General features: G+C 73.4%; 13 protein-coding genes. 7 read left to right on the forward strand and 6 right to left on the reverse strand.

From position 1 onward, the window contains the following. Positions 1-34: 34 nt before the first annotated feature. The 3 genes from pstC to ACN27G_RS28180 form a co-directional block, all read right to left on the reverse strand. A complete protein-coding gene (gene pstC / locus ACN27G_RS28170) occupies positions 35-1,072 on the reverse strand; it encodes a phosphate ABC transporter permease subunit PstC (protein WP_421495745.1) in 1,038 nt (345 codons plus the stop codon). Then, the gene (locus tag ACN27G_RS28175) at positions 1,060-1,554 is read right to left on the reverse strand and encodes a hypothetical protein (protein WP_421495746.1); all 495 of its coding nucleotides are present in this window, start codon (positions 1,552-1,554) and stop codon (positions 1,060-1,062) included. The genes pstC and ACN27G_RS28175 overlap by 13 nt, the downstream gene beginning before the upstream one ends. Before the next feature lie 872 nt (positions 1,555-2,426). Then, a complete protein-coding gene (locus ACN27G_RS28180; protein WP_421495747.1) occupies positions 2,427-3,542 on the reverse strand; it encodes an aminofutalosine synthase MqnE in 1,116 nt (371 codons plus the stop codon). A gap of 252 nt (positions 3,543-3,794) precedes the next feature. Between ACN27G_RS28180 and ACN27G_RS28185 the strand changes: the two genes are divergently transcribed. From ACN27G_RS28185 to ACN27G_RS28200, 4 genes are all read left to right on the forward strand, one after another. Beyond that, a complete protein-coding gene (locus ACN27G_RS28185) occupies positions 3,795-5,339 on the forward strand; it encodes a C40 family peptidase (RefSeq protein ID WP_421495748.1) in 1,545 nt (514 codons plus the stop codon). A gap of 173 nt (positions 5,340-5,512) precedes the next feature. Continuing rightward, positions 5,513-7,534, forward strand: a complete 2,022-nt coding sequence (locus ACN27G_RS28190; protein WP_421495749.1) for a hypothetical protein — start codon at positions 5,513-5,515, stop codon at positions 7,532-7,534. A gap of 227 nt (positions 7,535-7,761) precedes the next feature. Then, on the forward strand, positions 7,762-9,435 hold the full coding sequence (locus tag ACN27G_RS28195) for a DEAD/DEAH box helicase (RefSeq protein WP_421495750.1): 1,674 nt from the start codon (positions 7,762-7,764) through the stop codon (positions 9,433-9,435). 76 nt (positions 9,436-9,511) lie between these two features. After that, positions 9,512-10,132, forward strand: a complete 621-nt coding sequence (locus tag ACN27G_RS28200; RefSeq protein ID WP_421497488.1) for a putative glycolipid-binding domain-containing protein — start codon at positions 9,512-9,514, stop codon at positions 10,130-10,132. A 75-nt stretch (positions 10,133-10,207) separates the two neighbouring features. Here ACN27G_RS28200 and ACN27G_RS28205 read toward each other — a convergent pair whose 3' ends face one another. Both ACN27G_RS28205 and ACN27G_RS28210 read right to left on the reverse strand, forming a co-directional pair. Then, positions 10,208-11,299 (reverse strand): PLP-dependent cysteine synthase family protein, encoded by a 1,092-nt coding sequence (locus ACN27G_RS28205; RefSeq protein WP_421495751.1) that lies wholly within the window; start codon positions 11,297-11,299, stop codon positions 10,208-10,210. A gap of 27 nt (positions 11,300-11,326) precedes the next feature. After that, on the reverse strand, positions 11,327-11,791 hold the full coding sequence (locus ACN27G_RS28210; RefSeq protein ID WP_421495752.1) for an Lrp/AsnC family transcriptional regulator: 465 nt from the start codon (positions 11,789-11,791) through the stop codon (positions 11,327-11,329). A 248-nt stretch (positions 11,792-12,039) separates the two neighbouring features. On the opposite strand from ACN27G_RS28210, the gene ACN27G_RS28215 reads away from it, so the two are divergent. Then, complete coding sequence (locus ACN27G_RS28215) at positions 12,040-12,321, forward strand: BldC family transcriptional regulator (RefSeq protein ID WP_421495753.1); 282 nt, start codon at positions 12,040-12,042, stop codon at positions 12,319-12,321. Between the two features lie 224 nt (positions 12,322-12,545). Here ACN27G_RS28215 and ACN27G_RS28220 read toward each other — a convergent pair whose 3' ends face one another. Next, positions 12,546-13,175 (reverse strand): UbiX family flavin prenyltransferase, encoded by a 630-nt coding sequence (locus ACN27G_RS28220; RefSeq protein ID WP_421495754.1) that lies wholly within the window; start codon positions 13,173-13,175, stop codon positions 12,546-12,548. A gap of 247 nt (positions 13,176-13,422) precedes the next feature. On the opposite strand from ACN27G_RS28220, the gene ACN27G_RS28225 reads away from it, so the two are divergent. Then, positions 13,423-14,706: a terpene synthase family protein gene (locus ACN27G_RS28225; RefSeq protein ID WP_421495755.1), complete on the forward strand. Its 1,284-nt coding sequence runs from the start codon at positions 13,423-13,425 to the stop codon at positions 14,704-14,706. Between the two features lie 167 nt (positions 14,707-14,873). Beyond that, complete coding sequence (locus tag ACN27G_RS28230; protein WP_421495756.1) at positions 14,874-16,064, forward strand: GNAT family N-acetyltransferase; 1,191 nt, start codon at positions 14,874-14,876, stop codon at positions 16,062-16,064. Positions 16,065-16,067: the final 3 nt, after the last annotated feature.

A 16,067-nucleotide genomic window follows, 5' to 3' on the forward strand; every position in this document is an offset into this window, starting at 1 on the left:
CGTCGACACACCCTGCTCATTGTCGGTACGCCGGTCAGACCTCGCTCGCCGCGCCGGAGCGGCTGCGAGCGATGATCATCGAGGCGAGGAAGTTCACGATCAGGGTCATGACGAACAGCGCCAGACCGGCCGCGAAGAGCGCCGAGATGCCGGCCGCGGTGGAGTCGCCGTACCTGAGGGCGATCAGGGCCGCGACCGAGCTGGCGCCGTTCTCCAGGATGCGCGGCTGGATCTCGAAGACGGGAGAGATGATCATTACGATCGCGATCGTCTCGCCGAGCGCCCGGCCCAGCCCCAGCATCGTGCCGCCGATCATGCCGCCACGGCCGAATGGAAGGACGACCGCCCGGATCATTCCCCACTTCGTCGCGCCCAGTGCGTACGCGCCCTCCCGCTCGCCGGCCGGCGCCTGGGAAAAGACCTCCCGCATGATCGAGCAGACGATCGGCGTGATCATCATGCCCACCACCAGCCCGGCGATGAAGGTCGACGAGGTGTAGACCGTCATCGTCGAGAGCGGGTCACGAGGATCGGAATCCCGGACGTGGAAGATCGGGATCCATCCGAAATAGGTGGCGATCCAGTTGCTCAACCCCAGCACGTTGTCCTGGAGCAGGAAGAAACCCCACAGCCCGTAGACGACACTCGGCACCGCGGCCATCAGGTCGACGAGACTGATCAGCGTCTGCCTGATCCGCCGCGGCGCGTATTCGGAGATGTAGAGCGCCGCGCCCGTGGCCAGCGGCACCGCGACCACGATCGCCACCAGGGCGATCAGCACCGTACCGGTCAGCACGGCCGCGATTCCGAAATGTCCCGCACCGGCGTCCGGGTCCCACTCCTGAGTGGTCAGGAATGACCAACCGGCGATCCTCAAGGCATCCTGCGCCTGATAGAGCAGGAAACCCCCGACGAGCAGCATGACGCAGAGCACGACCAGACCGCCGCCGCGCGCCAGTCCACGGAACACCAGATCGGCCGGCCCGCGCCGCTCCCGCACCCGGCGCGGGCCGCTCGCCGGCTCGTCCGGAGACCCCGGAATGCTGGTCCGGGCGAGGTCTACCGCGGCCACCGACGGGTCCTGGTCTCGTTGTCGATCCGCCGGAGCAGGCCGGATTCGAAGGACCGTCGCGGTTCACCCAGCCCCTCGTCCGGCCGGGGCGGCAGCAGCCGGGGTGGCAGGAGCCGGGGTGGCAGGAGGCTGCCCGCCGCACGTCGCGCACCGGCCCGGTCGGCCTGTGACCCCGCACCACGACCGCTCCGCACCAGGCGGGTGCCCTCGATGATCTCGGCCAACGGAATCGCGGCGAGGAATCGTTCCAGGTTGTAGTTGCACTCCCGGGCCCGTAGATAGGACCGGCTGGAGACGGCGACCGTCTCGCCGTCGATTTCGAGCCGCCAGGCCCATTGACCGGTGAACCCGTCGGTCACCGCCAGCGCATTCGCCCGGTGATACTGGTCGCGCAACCGTTTGACGGCCGCCCAACATTCGACGTACGTCGGGTAGCCCACGTCGCCCCGGCCGAGTTTCCGGTTGTTGGGCGAAACGAGCATCCAGACGACCTCCTCCGCGATCTCGCGCGACCGTGTATCCGAGCCTGTGGACATGGACAGGAAGACGAAGCTGGGTTGCTGCACCGGATCCCTCCCGTAAGGGCCTGACATGCCCGTCAGCACCGTCCCGATCGGGCAACCACCGCGATGATGTTGTGCAGCACCCATGACGCACCGTGAATCCGAATACTCACGCCAGACGTGCGGGGGGTAAACATCAGTTCACCGCGAGTCATGAATGGGGACGTACCTTGCATTGGCTCGATAACGCCGGTAGCCGGCGTGTCGTCAGTTGCTCCGACGATTTCGTCCAGCGGCCCGAACCGCCCCAATCACGACATCGCCGCCGCGCCTGCGTGCCAGCAGGCGCAGCCCCAGCCCGATCACCAGCAGGACTGCGCCGAACGCGACCAGCGCGACCAGCGAGCGACCCGTGCGTGGCAGGCCACCCCCCGACCCGGCGGGCGACGTCGGGGCGCCCGTCGGAGTCGGGCTGGCCGTGGGACTCGGACCGGCCGTGGGACTCGCGCTGCCGGAGGGCGCCACCTGCACGGTGATGTCCGCGCCGGCACTTCCCGGGCCGGGAGTCGGCGCCGCGGTGGCGTATGCCGGCGCGGCGAGCACGGCGACACCCACGAGGACGGCCGCCAGCTGCCGCCGGCGACGGGACCGGAGGGCGCCACGAGCCCGTCCGGCACGGTCGGACTCAACACTATCGATCTTCACAGACCGTGTACGTTATGCGCCCGCCGTGGCAGCCGGCGCACGCCAACACGCACGCCGGACATGGCCGAGGTTAAGAGCGTGTGGCGGCCCGTCCGCCGGGCCCCGCAGCGCGGATCACCGGCCTCCCGCCGCTGTCGGCGGCCGTGTCAGGCCCAGACCCGCTGCGGTACGGCCCGCCGCTCGGCCAGGCTCGGCGGGGCGTCGAACTCGCGCACCACGGCGTAGCGGGTGTCCCGTTCGACGGGGCGGAGGTCGGCGTCCCGGATCAGGTCGAGCAGGGCATCCCGGGTCGGCTCCGGGAACGGGTCGGCATCGTCGACGACCTGCGGGGCAGCCGCCGAACCCGCCAGGTCGTCCGCGCCGAAGCCGAGGGAGAGCTGGGCCACCGGGAAGCCGTGGGTCGCCCAGCAGGCGGTCAGGTGCGGCACGTTGTCGAGCAGCAGCCGGGAGACGGCGAAGGTCCTCAGCGAGGCGGCCGGCGACGTCGCCACGCTCCGCTCCGCGGGGACGCTCCGCTCCGACTGCCCGGCGCCGGGACCGCCGGCCGCCGGATCCGCCACGTCGTGCCGGTGGCGCAGCGGGACGAAGGTGGCGAACCCACCGGTCTCGTCCTGCACCTCGCGCAGCCGCAGCAGGTGGTCGACCCGGTGCCGGGGCTCCTCCAGGTGGCCGTAGCGCATGGTGGCCGGAGCGCCGATCCCCCTGGCGAAGGCCGCCCGGTGGATCCGGACCCAGTCCGCCCAGCCGCAGTCGTGCACGGCGAGCTGCGCGCGTACCTCCTGGTCGAAGATCTCCGCCCCGCCACCGGTCAGCGACGCCAGCCCGGCATCGACGAGTTCGTCGAGGATCTCGTCGGCCGTCCGCCCGGTCTGTTCTTCGAGCCGGTGGACGTCGGTTGCGGCGAAGGCGGTCAACTCGACGTCCGGCAGCGCCGCCCGCAACGCCCGGAGCAGGTCCGGATAGTGCTCCCAGGGCAGGCCGGGGTGCGGCGGACCCACGAGATGCAGTCCGGTGACGCCGTCGGCGGCCAGCTCGGTCGCCCGGCGGACGGTCTCGTCGACCGGGCCGGTCCCGGCCAGCGTCAGCCGTCGCTCGACGGCGAAGAGCACCTGGTCGCTGCCCTGTCCCGCCCGCCGGTGGTGCGCCAGCCGGCCGAGCCAGACCAGGTCGTCGGCGGTGTAGAGCGCCTCGCCGTCGGCGCGGCTGAGCCGAGCCCCCGCGTACACCTTCCCTTCAAGCTCACGCTTGCGTCCGGCATCCATCCCAGCACGTCCTTCCAGGCACGATCCTCGTCGAGCCTACGTGGAGCGCTGGAGCGCTCGCGGCGACGGCCGGCGGCAGCGACGTGGTTCACCGGGCCGGGTAGCCTTAACCGGCTTCTCAGCGTCTCGTTACCCGCCGGCGGATCGACATCACCGACGCATTGAGGTAAGACAAAGTGGGACGCGATACACCACCACTGGCGATACCACGGCCGCGCCGCGCGCGCTGCCGTGCACGGAAACGGGAGCGGCATGGCCAACAGCAGGCGCGCACGACCAGACCGGCCGAGTAACGATCTTTCGCCGGTGCTACGCCCGCTGGTCTGGTCGGCCGTGGTCGGTGCGATAGTCGCCGGTGCGATGGCGACCCCGGTCTACGCCGAGCCGCCACTGCCGAACACGGTCCCCGACTCGGGGGTGCGACCGGAGCCGGTCGGGGTGCCGAACGTGCCGCCCACCGGCGCACCGACCACCAGCACGCCGACGACCTCCTATCCGCTGCCGCCGAGCGTGAACGGCCCGCTGGCGAGCCAGATCCTGGCGATGGAGGTGGAGGTCGCCCAGCTCGGCGACCAACTGCTGCGGCTCCGGCAGGAGCGGGACGCGGCCACCACCGCGCTGACCACCGCCGACGGTGCCCGGCAGACGGCCCGGATGAACCTGGCCAATGCCCGGACGACGGCGGACAACGCGGCCGCGGGCGCGCTCAAGGACGAAGCGGCACTGCCGCCCGGTGCGTTCGGCTCCGACCTGCACGGCCTGGACCTGCTGCGGCGGATCGAACGGGGCGAGCAGCGCACCGGCGACTCCGAGCTGGCCGCCGGCGAGGTGGCCCGGGCGCTGCGGACCGAGCAGGAGGCGGAATCCGCCTACCAGGCTTCGTCCCAGACCTACCAGCAGAAGGGCGCCGAGTTCACGGCGACCGAGAAGCGCTACAAGGAACGCTCCGCCGCCCTGGTGGCGCTCAAGCGTTCCAACGCCGACCAGCTCGCGGCGATCGAGCGCGCCCGCGAAGCCGCCGAGCAGCGCATCGGTGCGCAGATCGGCACCGACAGCGTCGCCGGGATGGTCGCCCACCCCAAGGCGCTGGCCGCGATGCGTTACGCCCTCGCCCAGCGGGGCGACCCGTACCTGTGGGGAGCCGAGGGTCCGGACCGGTTCGACTGCTCCGGTCTGATGCTCGCCTCCTACCTCTCGGTGGGTAAGCGGATCCCCCGCGTCTCCCGCGACCAGTACAACGGCACCCGTAACCAGAGTGTCGCCCGGGAGGCGCTGCTCCCCGGCGACCTGGTCTTCTTCGCCTCCGGCAACAGCTGGACCACCATCCACCACGTCGGCATGTACATCGGCAACGGCAAGATGGTGCATGCGCCGACCACCGGCGACGTGGTCAAGGTCTCCACCGTCTGGTGGTCGCGGTTCTACGCCGCGACCCGGGTCTTCCCCGCGGTGCAGGCCCCGAACGCGCCCACGCCGCCGCCGAGCACGACGCCGCCCACCCGGCCGCCGACGACTCCGCCACGGCCGACGCCGACCACCAAGCCGCCCACCACGCCACCGGCGACGCCGCCGACCACGACGCCCACGACGCCGCCGACCACCCCGCCGACGACGACACCGACCACGCCTCCGGCGACCCCGCCGGTGACGCCGGCCCCGACGCCGAGACCTCCGCAGAGCACGCAGCCGCAGACGCCGCCGGTCAGCACGTCGGCCGCCGAGCCGAGCGGCGGTACGCCGAGCGCGAGCCGTAGCCAGACAAGCCCCACTGCGGACGGTAGCCCCGACAGCGACTGAGGGTGCCGGGCCTGCGGCCGGCTGTGCGCTCGTGCGCGGATGTGGCACGGTGAGGGTTGACGTACTTCCGACCCGGCCTACCGGCCCGGGTGTGGGCGCGGGAGGCAACAATGGACGATCCGCAGGTCAGACCGGCCACCGGGGTGGCAGACCCCGAGCCCGACGGTCGGGCTGTGGCTATCCGCTCCGGTCGGGACGGCGTGAACGACAGTGAGCTGTCCCCGTTGCCACCGCTACCGCCGGTCGGCACCGCCCTGCCGGAGCCGTCGGCCGAGGCGGCGCCTGCCGATGCCTACCAACCACCGCCACCGCCCGCTGCCGGGGCGCTCTGGGCGGACGCACCGCACGATCCGCCGGCCGGCATGCCTGCGCCCGAACCGGCCGCTTCGCCGCACTCCCCGGCGGAGCCGGCCACCGACGCGCCGTCCGGCACCGGGGCGCCCGCCGTCGCGTCCTCGGAGAACGAGCCGGCCGTCGAGGTGAACCCGGCCGTCGAGGTGAACCCGGCCGTCGAGCAGCCAGCAGCCGGGCCGCCGACGGCGGAGTCACCGCCGGCCGAACCGGACGCCGCGTCACCGCCGGCCGAGTCCGACTCTGCGGCAGCGGTCCCGTCCGCCGACCCGCGGGTCAGGGGTCGGGCGGTGAGTGTGGCTGCCACCACACCTACCGCAGCCGAGATCGCCGCCATGCCCGCCGCTTCCTCTGGCAGCCGCACCTACCGGGCCGGCGAACTGGCCGACTCCGCCACCTCGGCGTCCCCGCCGGAATCAGTCGCTCCGGTGACGCCGGCCACTCCGGCGACGCCCGTGCCGCCACTGCAACGGCGCCGGCCGCAGGTTCCGGCGCTGGACTCACCGTGGTCGGCGTTTGCCAATGCCGTCAAGTCGCCGCCGGCCGGGTCGGGCTCCGCCCCACCGGCCGCCGCCGGACGTCCCGGATCGGCCCTCTCCGAGCCGGCGGAGGGGGCACGGGAACGGCCCGGGGCGGTGCACTTCACGGCTCCGCCCGCAGCCACTCCGCCGGCAGCACGGGCACCATCCGACCAGCCGTCCCGGGACACGGATGCACCGGCCGCCACCGGCACACCCGGATACACGGTGCCGCCGCAGCGCAGAGCGCCACGTGCTGGTGGCGCCGGTGTCACCCGGGCCAGCGCCTCGGTGCCGGGGTTGTCGCCGGTGCTGCCGACCGAGGTCGCCGCCGTGGCGGCGGCGCCGGGGGTGGCGAAGGTCTACCGCAGCAGCGAGCCGGAGCAGGAGAACCCGCCGGCACGGTCCCGCCCGGCGGAGTCCGCCGGGGAGCCCGAGCCGCCCCGACCGCCGACGCCGCAGGTACCCGAACCCGCACCGGATCCGAGTCCGGCGCCCGTACCTCTCCCGGCGCCGACGCCCGAGCCCACGCCGGAGCCGGCACCGGAACCCGCACCGGTGCCGCCGGTGCCCTCGCCGTTCCCGCCCGCACCGCCCCGGCCGACGCCGGTGCCGCCCTCCCCGAGTCCGGGGCCGGGGCCGGTACCCCCGGGTCCCGTGCCCTACCCGCCGGACCCCGGCCCGACCCCGCCCGGTCCCGGCCCGGTGCCGTTTCCGCCGACATCGGCCGCGTCGGCGTACCCGGCGACGCCCACCTCCGGTGGGCCCGGTGGGCGGCCCGAGGCCGCGCAGTCTCCGGCCGCGTACGTGGTTCCGGCACCCGCCCTGCCCGCGTGGCCGCCACCGACCAACCCGATGTCCTCGGTCAACGCGGCGCGCGGCGGTGCGTCCGGCTACTCGTTGCCCGCCGCCGATCCGGGTCCGGCTGTCGCCGCCGAACCTTCCGCCCCGGCACCGGCCGGCCCCCGCCCGCCGGCCACCGACCCCGCCTCACCAACCCCGCCGCCGAGCGACAGGACGCCGCCGCACTCTCCGGGCTACCGCGAGTGGGCGCGGAACCAGCGGACGGAGGGCACCGTGTACGGCGGCCCGGAAGGGCACGTCACCATCTCGATCCCCAGCAACCAGGTGGAGAACTCCGGCTCGTTGACCGGGCACATCCTGGCCCAGGGCTGGACGGACACCCCGTCGCAGAAGACGAACACCGCCAGGGTGGTGCTGGTACTCCTGATCGGGCTGGGCATCCTGGTGGCGGTCGGGCTGCTCGTGGTGCTGCTGGCCGGCGATGCGTTCAGCAGTCTCTTCGACGGACTGCTGAGCAGCTGACCCCGCCCGACGGCGGTCGCGCTGGTGAGTCTGCCCACTGGCGAGCGCGGCGAGGTGGCAGCGGCGGCAGGTCGCCGTACACTTGGCTGGATTGTTGACCTGGCGCGCGCACCGTGCGCCTCTGGGCGATCTTGCGGGCGAATCGGCAGCGACCTCCGTCGCGGCGGGCCATCGCGAAGATGCGCCCCGCTTGAGAGGTATCCTTGACGACCTTTGCTGATCCCAGCATGTTTCCGTCCGTCCTCGACGCGCAGTCCGGCGTGGGGCAGGACATGACCACCGACCAGGATGTGACCGCCGCCGGGCAGGAGGAGACCGCCACCCGGGAGGCCGTTGGCGTGGGGCCGGCCGACTTCGCCGCGCTCGGGCTGCCCCGCCAGCTCGTCCGCGCGCTGAACCGCGAGGGCATCGACACGCCGTTCGAGATCCAGCGGGCCACCGTGCCGGACGCGCTCGCCGGGCGGGACGTGCTCGGTCGTGGGCAGACCGGCTCGGGCAAGACGCTCGCCTTCGGGCTGCCCGTACTGGCCCGGATGGCGGCCGGTCCCCGGGCCAGGGCACACCACCCGAGGGCACTGGTCCTGGTGCCGACCCGGGAGCTCGCGATGCAGGTGAACGACGCGCTCATGCCGCTCGGTCGGGCTCTCGGGGTGTTCCTCAAGACCGCCGTCGGCGGCGTACCGTACGACCGCCAGATCGACTCGCTGCGGCGGGGGGTCGAGGTCGTGGTGGCCACGCCGGGCCGGCTGGCCGACCTGATCGAGCGGGGTGTCTGCAACCTCGACGACATCGAGGTCACCGTGCTGGACGAGGCCGACCAGATGGCGGACATGGGCTTCCTGCCGGACGTCACCGACCTGCTCGCCAGGACGCCGGCCGGTGCGCAGCGACTGCTCTTCTCCGCCACGCTCGACGGCGACGTCGACGCCCTGGTCAAGCGGTTCATGACCGACCCGGTCACGCACTCGACGGCACCACCGACCGCTGCTGTGTCCACGATGGACCATCATCTGCTGCTGATCCCGCCGCACGACAAGTTCGCGGTGGCGGCCTCCATCGCGGCCCGGCCGGGCCGCACCATGATGTTCGCCCGGACCCAGATGGGCGTCGACCGACTGGTCGGGCAGTTGGCGGCGGTCGGCGTCCGGGCCGGCGCGCTGCACGGCGGCAAGACCCAGCGGGTACGCACCCGCACCCTCGCCGAGTTCCGCGAGGGCCGGATGAGCGTCCTGGTCGCCACCGACGTGGCGGCCCGGGGCATCCACGTCGACGGCGTATCGCTGGTGGTGCACGTGGACCCGCCGACGGACCCGAAGGACTATCTGCACCGGGCGGGCCGCACGGCACGGGCCGGCGAGTCCGGTGCGGTCGCCACCCTGGTGCTGCCCAAGCAGCGCAGGTCCACCCTTGCCATGCTGCAGAAGGCCGGTGTCGAGCCGGCGCAGACCCGGGTCCGGTCCGGCGACGCCGCGCTGGCCGAGGTGACCGGGGCCCGGCAGCCCAGCGGCGTACCGGTCGTGGACGAGCCTCCGGCACCGCGCCGCGCCGCCGGAGGACGCCTCGACCGGTCCCGCACCGACCGGCGCTACGGTGACCGCCCCCGGGGCGAGCGCCGCTACGACGGACGCGGCCAGGACGAGTCCGGCCGGGGTGAGCGCCGCTACGGCGACGGTGGTGGCGGTGTACAGCAGGGTGGCCGTGGCGACCGGAGCGGCGAATGGCGTGCCGGTGGGCGGCACGGCGGCTTCCGGCACGAGGGCCGGCCGCGCGCCGACCGGCCGGTCTGGGACCGTTCCCGGGACGACCGTCCGCGTGACGACCGCGGCGGCGAGCGTCCGGACGAGCGGCGGGGCCGCCGCGACCACCGCTTCGACGGCCGGCGCCCGACGTCGACACGCTGACCGGGCGACGCCGGGCCGGCCGGTGCCGGTCCGGAGCGGGCGCGGTCGGCGGCGGGCGAAGGTAACGTCCATGGACATGTCGACCATGCCGAAGACCCTGTTCTGGAGCCGGACCGACGTGCCCGGCGCCGACCACGCGTTCGCTGCCGACCGCCGTGGGCTCACCGCCCGGGGCACCGCGCTCGCCGTCGACCCGATCCCGTTCACCTGTCGTTACGAGGTGCGCACCGACGAGCACTGGGCGACGGCGGGGTTGGAGGTCAGCTGCGAGGGAGCCGGCTGGTTGCGTACGCTGCGGCTGGAGCGGGCCGCCGGACGCTGGCGGGCAAGTACTGCCGAGCAGGGCGACCTGGACGCGGTGCTGACCGCCGCCGGCAGGCCGGGCGCCGGGCTGCCCGGCACCGAGGAGCCGGAACGGCTCGCCGAGGCCGTCGACGTCGACCTGAGCGCCGCACCGCTCTTCAACACCCTCCCGGTACGTCGGCTCGGGTTACGCGACGCCGCACCGGGCAGCTCGCACCGCATAGTCGCTGTCCGGGTGCTGGTGCCCAGCCTCCAGGTGGTGCCGGCCGAGCAGGTCTACACCGTGCTGGAGGAGGGCAACGTGCGCTTCTCCAGCGAGGGCTTCACCGCCGACCTGACCCTCGACACCGACGGTTTCGTGCGGCACTATCCCGGACTGGCGCAGCGCCACTGATCCGCCCGCGCCACTGATCCGCGCCGATCATCCGCGCCGCTGATCCGCGCCGTGCCGGGATCTCCGGTCGGAGCGTCAGCCGCGCCATTCGCCGGTCGCCAGGAAGCGCTGGACCGTCGACCGGTACGGCGCCAGGTCGAGCCCGCGCTCGGCGACCCACTCGTCCGAGTAGTACGTGTCGGCGTAGCGTTCTCCGCCGTCGCAGAGCAGCGTCACCACCGAGCCGGTCCGCCCGGCGGCCCGCATCTGCGCGATCAGGCCGAACGCGCCCCACAGGTTGGTGCCGGTGGAGCCGCCCACGCGCCGGCCGAGCACCGCCGAGGCGACGCGCATGGCGGCCAGCGAGGCCGCGTCGGGCACCAGCACCATCCTGTCGACGACTCTCGGCTGGAAGGACGCCTCGACGCGCTGCCGCCCGATCCCCTCGATCCGGGAACCGGTGTCGGTGGTGGTCGACCAGTCGGCCGAGGTCCAGGCGGGATAGAACGCGGAGTTCTCCGGGTCGACCACGCAGAGCCGGCTCGGCAGGCGCCGGTAGCGGAGATAGCGGCCGATGGTCGCGCTGGTGCCGCCGGTGCCGGCGCCGACCACGATCCACTCCGGAACGGGGTGCCGTTCCAGCGCGAGCTGCGCGTAGATGGATTCGGCGATGTTGTTGTTGCCCCGCCAGTCGGTGGCCCGTTCGGCGTACGTGAACTGGTCCATGAAGTGCCCGCCCAGGTCCTCGGCGAGCCAGCGCGCCTCGAGCACGACGGCGGCCGGGTCCTCGACCAGGTGGCACTTCCCGCCCTGGAACTCGATGAGGGCGATCTTCTCCGGCGAGGTGGTGGCCGGCATCACGGCGATGAACTCCACCCCCAGCATCCGGGCGAAGTACGCCTCGGAGACCGCCGTCGAGCCCGACGACGCCTCCACGATGGTGGTGTTCGGGCCGATCCAGCCGTTGCAGAGCCCGTAGAGGAAGAGCGACCGGGCCAGCCGGTGTTTCAGCGACCCGGTCGGGTGCACCGACTCGTCCTTGAGATAGAGGTCGATCCCCCAGTCCCGGGGCAGCGGGAAGCAGAGCAGGTGGGTGTCGGCGGAGCGGTTCGCGTCCGCCTCCACCGCGGCGATCGCGTCGGTGACCCAGGCGCGTTCGGCGTCGTCGCACCGGTCGAGCTCGTCCATGACCAGGAAACCTAGCAACCGGCCCGGCTAGGCGGCCGGGTCAGCACGGGCTACCGGCTGGGTCCGGTTCTCCCATTTCGTCGAGAGCGCCACCGTCGTACGGGTCGAGGCCACTCCGGCGGTACGGTTCAGCCGCAGGATGAGCTGCTCCAACTCGGCAATTGTGCCGACACGCGCCTTGAGCAGGAACGATTCCACTCCGGCCATGAAGTAGCAGGACTCGATTTCCGGCATGTCCCGCAGTGCCCCGATTACGTCGTCGGTGTCCCCGCCCGAATCCTGGACGATGCCGATCAGCGCCGTCACGCCGAGCCCGATCGCCTCCGGCTCGACGTCGGCCCGATAGCCCCGGATCACGCCGCCCGCCTCCAGCTTCCCCACCCGCTCGTGCACCGCCGGTGCGGAGAGGCCGACCTGCCGGGCCAGCTCGGCGTAGGAGAGGCGGGCATTGTCGCGCAGCAGGTCGACGAGGCTCAGGTCGATGGCGTCCACGGTCTTCAGACCCTAGTCGCGGCGGGCGGAGCGACCGCCGCGGGCGGCGGCATTGTTGCGGACAAAGCACTTGAATACCGTAAATCGTCCCGGCTAACCTCACAGACAGTACGTTTTCGCGTTTGCCGGACACGACACTCCGGCGGTGTTGTAATTGCCGTACGTCCCTTAAACGAAGGCTCTGGCAAGCATGTGTTCTGGGGGCGGTCCTACCAGTCCGGGGGCTTCGTAGACGCGAGGAGGGGGCTGTGGACACTGGAGATCGTCTGCTGACGCCGGGCGAGGTGGCAGCGCTCTTCCGCGTCGATCCCAAGACCGTCACACGCTGGGCCGCGGCCGGGCGTATCGGCAGCATCCGAACACCGGGCGGGCACCGCCGCTTCCGCGAGTCGGAGGTGCGGGCGCTGCTCGAGGGTGAGGGCATGCTCGACGAGGTCGACGACGGCATCGCGAACCGGCCGCGCAACGCCGGCCCCGCCACCCCGAGTGGACCCGGGCCGGCCGGCGCCGGAAACGTCGGCCTGCACTGAGCCCTTCCGGGCCGGGACCTACCCTCCGGGCCGGGGCCTCGGGGCCCTCGGGCGGCGGGCCTCTGGGCCTCGGGCGGCGGGTCTCGGGGCGGGCGGGTCTCGGGGCGGGCGGGTCTCGGGGCGGGCGGGTCTCGGGGCGGGCGGGTCTCGGGGCGGGCGGGTCTCGGGGCGGGCGGGTCTCGTCGGGTGCCGGCACACGGCGGACGGGAGTCGACCGGCGGCGGTCAGCCGCGATCGGCTCCCAACTCGCCGGACCAGCGCCGGAACAGGGAATGCGGCACACCGAGTGCGTCGAGCACCTTTCCGGCCACGAAGTCCACGAGCTGCCGCGCCGAGGCGGCGGCCCCGGCACCGTAGAAGCCCGGGCTCGCCGGCAGCACCACCGCCCCGGCATCGTGCAGGGTGATCAGGTGCTCCAGGTGGCTGCGGGTGACCGGTGTCTCTCTGGGCACCACCACGACCGGCCGGCGCTCCTTCAGGTTGACCTCCGCCGCTCGCTGTAGCAGGTCCTTGGAGAGGCCGATCGCGATCCCGGCGCATGCCGCCGTACTCGCCGGCACCACCACCATGCCCCGGGTCGGATACGAACCGCTGCTCGGCCCCGCCGCGAGGTCCCCGGCCGGCCAGTACGCGACGTCCGCGCCGGTCAGGTCCCGCCCCAGCCAGGCGGCGAGATCGTCCTTCCAGTGCGCGTCCCGGAACGGGTGCCCCGTCTCGTCCAGGATCGTCAGCCGGGCCGCCCGGGAGACGACCAGGTCCACCGCCTCGCCCGCGTCGATCAGTCCGCCGAGCACGGCGGCCGGATACGGCGTACCCGAGGCCCCGGAGACGCCGACCACCCACGGCCTTCTCATGCCACCAGCCTGCCCCAAGCGTCCGATCCGGCGCCCGGCGCCCCCGGCCCACCAACCGGCGCCGGCCGGCGCCGCCTGCCGGGGCGGCACCGAGCGACGAAGACAGGTGACCGGATCATCACTTTCTGCAAGATAGGACCTACCCGACGGCGATCACAAACAGGCCGGAAACTGCAATGCTGCTCACGTCCGCCGGGGCACGTACGGGAGCCGAGCCCGCGCGTACGGGGACGAAGGAGGGCCGGGCATGTCCGTGGCCAGCTCGTGGGTTGCCGAGCTTCGCTGTCCGATACCGCCACGCCTCTGCCCGCACTCCGACGCCGTGCAGGAGTGGCTCGTCGACTGGGCTGACCGGGTCGGTGGCCCGCTCGACGCGGCGGCCCGGAAGCGCATGGCCCGGGGCGGCATCGCGCGCTACGCGGGCCGGCTCTACCCGGAGGCCACCGAGGCCGACCTACGGGTGCTCGCCGCCCTGTTCACCTGGTTCTTCCTGCTCGACGACGCCTGCGACGCGGCCCAGCGGCCCCGCCCGGCGGAGGTGGCGGCGCTCTGCGACGGCGTGTTGCGCCTGCTCCGGGCCGAGCCGCCGCCGGCCGTACCGGCGCCCCGGTCCGGACAGCCCGGACCGCATCTCGGAACGGGCCCCCCGATGCCGACCGGCGCCGGTGCCGCCGCGGCACACCGGACCGGAAACCCGGGCCCTCCGCAGCCCCGGCCGGCCCACCAGCAGGCATCGGCCCACCAGCAGGCGACAGTCTCCTCCCCACAGGCGACGACATCCTCCCCACAGGCGACGGCTTCCCCGCAGTCCCGTGCCGGGCAGCACGGCTCGGCCGCGACACCGCACGCCCGAGCCGCCAACCAACCGACAGCCCGGCTGTCCGGCCCCGCGCAGAGCCGGGCGGCGAACCAGCCCGCGGCCAGGGCGGAGGCGTTCGACGGACCGCTGCGGCGGATGCTGTCCGACGCCTGGCGGCTGCCGTACCACCGGATGTCGGCAGCCTGGCGGGACCGTTTCGTCGACGCGGTGGCGCACCACCTGGACGGCGTCGTCACCGAGGCGACGAACAAGGCCAGCGGGCGGCTGCCCGGCGTCGCCGAGTACGTGCCGCTGCGCCGGGCGACGTCCGCGGCGTACGTCTCGTACGCGCTGATCGAGTTCGCGACCGGGCAGCCGGTGCCGGACGCGGTCTACCACCACCCGGCCGTACGCGCCGTCGCCGACACCGCCAACGACCTGCTCTCCTGGTTCAACGACCTACTGTCGCTGGAGCGGGACGCGGCCACCTCCGGCGGGCACAACCTGGTGCTGGCGGTGGCCCGGGAGGAGAGGATCCCGGTCGAGTCGGCGATCGAGGTCGTCGTCCGGCGGTGGCAGCAGAGCATGCGGCGGTTCGTCGAGTTGCGCGACGCGGTGCCGTCCTTCGGGCCGGCGCTGGACGGGCCGCTGCGGCACTATCTGGACGGCCTGGCCAACTCGGTGCGCGGCACCATGGACTGGTCCCTGGAGAGCGCCCGCTACCGTTCGTAGCAGGCAACCCCCACCGCCCGCCCCCCGGCGCCGGGGCGGGGATCCGGCCGGCAGCCCGGGTCGGACCGTTCGTGGGCTTGCGGGGCGCCCGAGCCGGCTTGGAGGATGATCGGGTGAACGCCCCGGCAGTCGGCTCCCCCCGCGGCCACCTCCAGGTCCATGACCTTGTGACGGCCTACGATCCCGACCTGCTCCGCCGGGCGTACGAGGAGATCCTCGAGCCGAGCTTCCCCCCGGACGAGCTGGAGACCCTGGAGAGTCTCGCCGGTCGGATGGCGGCCGGGGACCCGTCGACGTTCGGCGCCGTGGCCCTCGCGGACGGCGCACCGGTCGGCGTGATGATCGCCGACTGCTTTCCCGCCTCCCGGGTGCTGCTCCTCAGCTACCTTGCGGTCCATCCCGGTCAGCGCGGTGGCCGGATCGGCTCGACGCTCCTGAACGACGTGCTGCCGACCTGGCGGGAGCGGGCGGACGCCGTCGTCTCGGTCGCCGAGGTCGAGGATCCCCGCTTCCACCCGGCGGGGCCGCACGGTGACCCGGTCAAGCGGCTCCGCTTCTACGCCCGGGCCGGTTTCCGGCTGCTGCCGAGCCCGTTCGTGCAACCCCGGGTCCGGCCTGGCGCCGACCGGGTGGGCGGCATGCTGCTGCTCGCCGCCGCCGGGGCCGAGACGCTCCCCCGACAGACACTGCGCGGCTTCGTCAGCGAGTACTACACGGATTCGGAGGAAGCCGACGAGTCCGTCGACACGGCGTACGCCGGGCTGCTGGCCCGGGTCGACCGCGAGCCCGACCCGTTGGTCCTGCTGCCACCCGAGCAGTACGCCGAGGTGCCGCCGTTGCGGGTCACCGGCGAGCTGCTGCGGCGCGACTATCCCGGCACGGCGGTCGCCGCCCGGCTGCTCGCCGTCGACGAGCGGGGCGTGGCACTGCTGGACGAGGTGTGGGAGCAGGTGCTCGCCCGGATGGCGGCGGGTGAGGAGCTTCCCCGGCCCCGCCGCACCGTCGTCGCCGAGTTCCTGGACCGGCTCTCCGGCGCCGGCCTCGTCTTCGTCTCCCCCGATCCGGGCGACGCCTCGGTGCTGGCCGACTGGTTCGCGGGTGACGCCGACCCGTGGGCGGGCTGGTGGCGGGAGACGCCTCCGAGCTGGGGAGCCGGTGTGCTGGCCCCGGAGCGGGTCGAACGGGCGATCCGCCGGCTGCCGCCGCTGCCCCGACTGCTCCTGCTCCTCTCCGACGTGGTCGGCCTGACCCTGCCGGAGGCGACCGAAGTCGCCGGGCAGGCGCCGGAGCATTATCTCGCGATCCTGGAGGCGGCCCGCATGGAGGTCGTCTCCTTCCTGGACCACGGCGCCCGGTAGGAG

Origin of the sequence: Plantactinospora sp. WMMB334 (assembly GCF_049179095.1) — a bacterium.
Taxonomy (GTDB): Bacteria; Actinomycetota; Actinomycetes; order Mycobacteriales; family Micromonosporaceae; genus Plantactinospora.

Bases quoted from the DNA above. Each gene is read 5' to 3' on its own strand.
- ACN27G_RS28205 (WP_421495751.1), bottom strand. From the start codon at position 11,299: ATGGACGAGCTCGACCGGTGCGACGACGCCGAACGCGCCTGGGTCACC.
- ACN27G_RS28180 (WP_421495747.1), bottom strand. From the start codon at position 3,542: ATGGATGCCGGACGCAAGCGTGAGCTTGAAGGGAAGGTGTACGCGGGG.
- ACN27G_RS28200 (WP_421497488.1), top strand. From the start codon at position 9,512: ATGTCGACCATGCCGAAGACCCTGTTCTGGAGCCGGACCGACGTGCCC.
- ACN27G_RS28175 (WP_421495746.1), bottom strand. From the start codon at position 1,554: ATGCTCGTTTCGCCCAACAACCGGAAACTCGGCCGGGGCGACGTGGGC.
- ACN27G_RS28195 (WP_421495750.1), top strand. From the start codon at position 7,762: ATGTTTCCGTCCGTCCTCGACGCGCAGTCCGGCGTGGGGCAGGACATG.
- ACN27G_RS28185 (WP_421495748.1), top strand. From the start codon at position 3,795: ATGGCCAACAGCAGGCGCGCACGACCAGACCGGCCGAGTAACGATCTT.
- ACN27G_RS28220 (WP_421495754.1), bottom strand. From the start codon at position 13,175: ATGAGAAGGCCGTGGGTGGTCGGCGTCTCCGGGGCCTCGGGTACGCCG.
- ACN27G_RS28225 (WP_421495755.1), top strand. From the start codon at position 13,423: ATGTCCGTGGCCAGCTCGTGGGTTGCCGAGCTTCGCTGTCCGATACCG.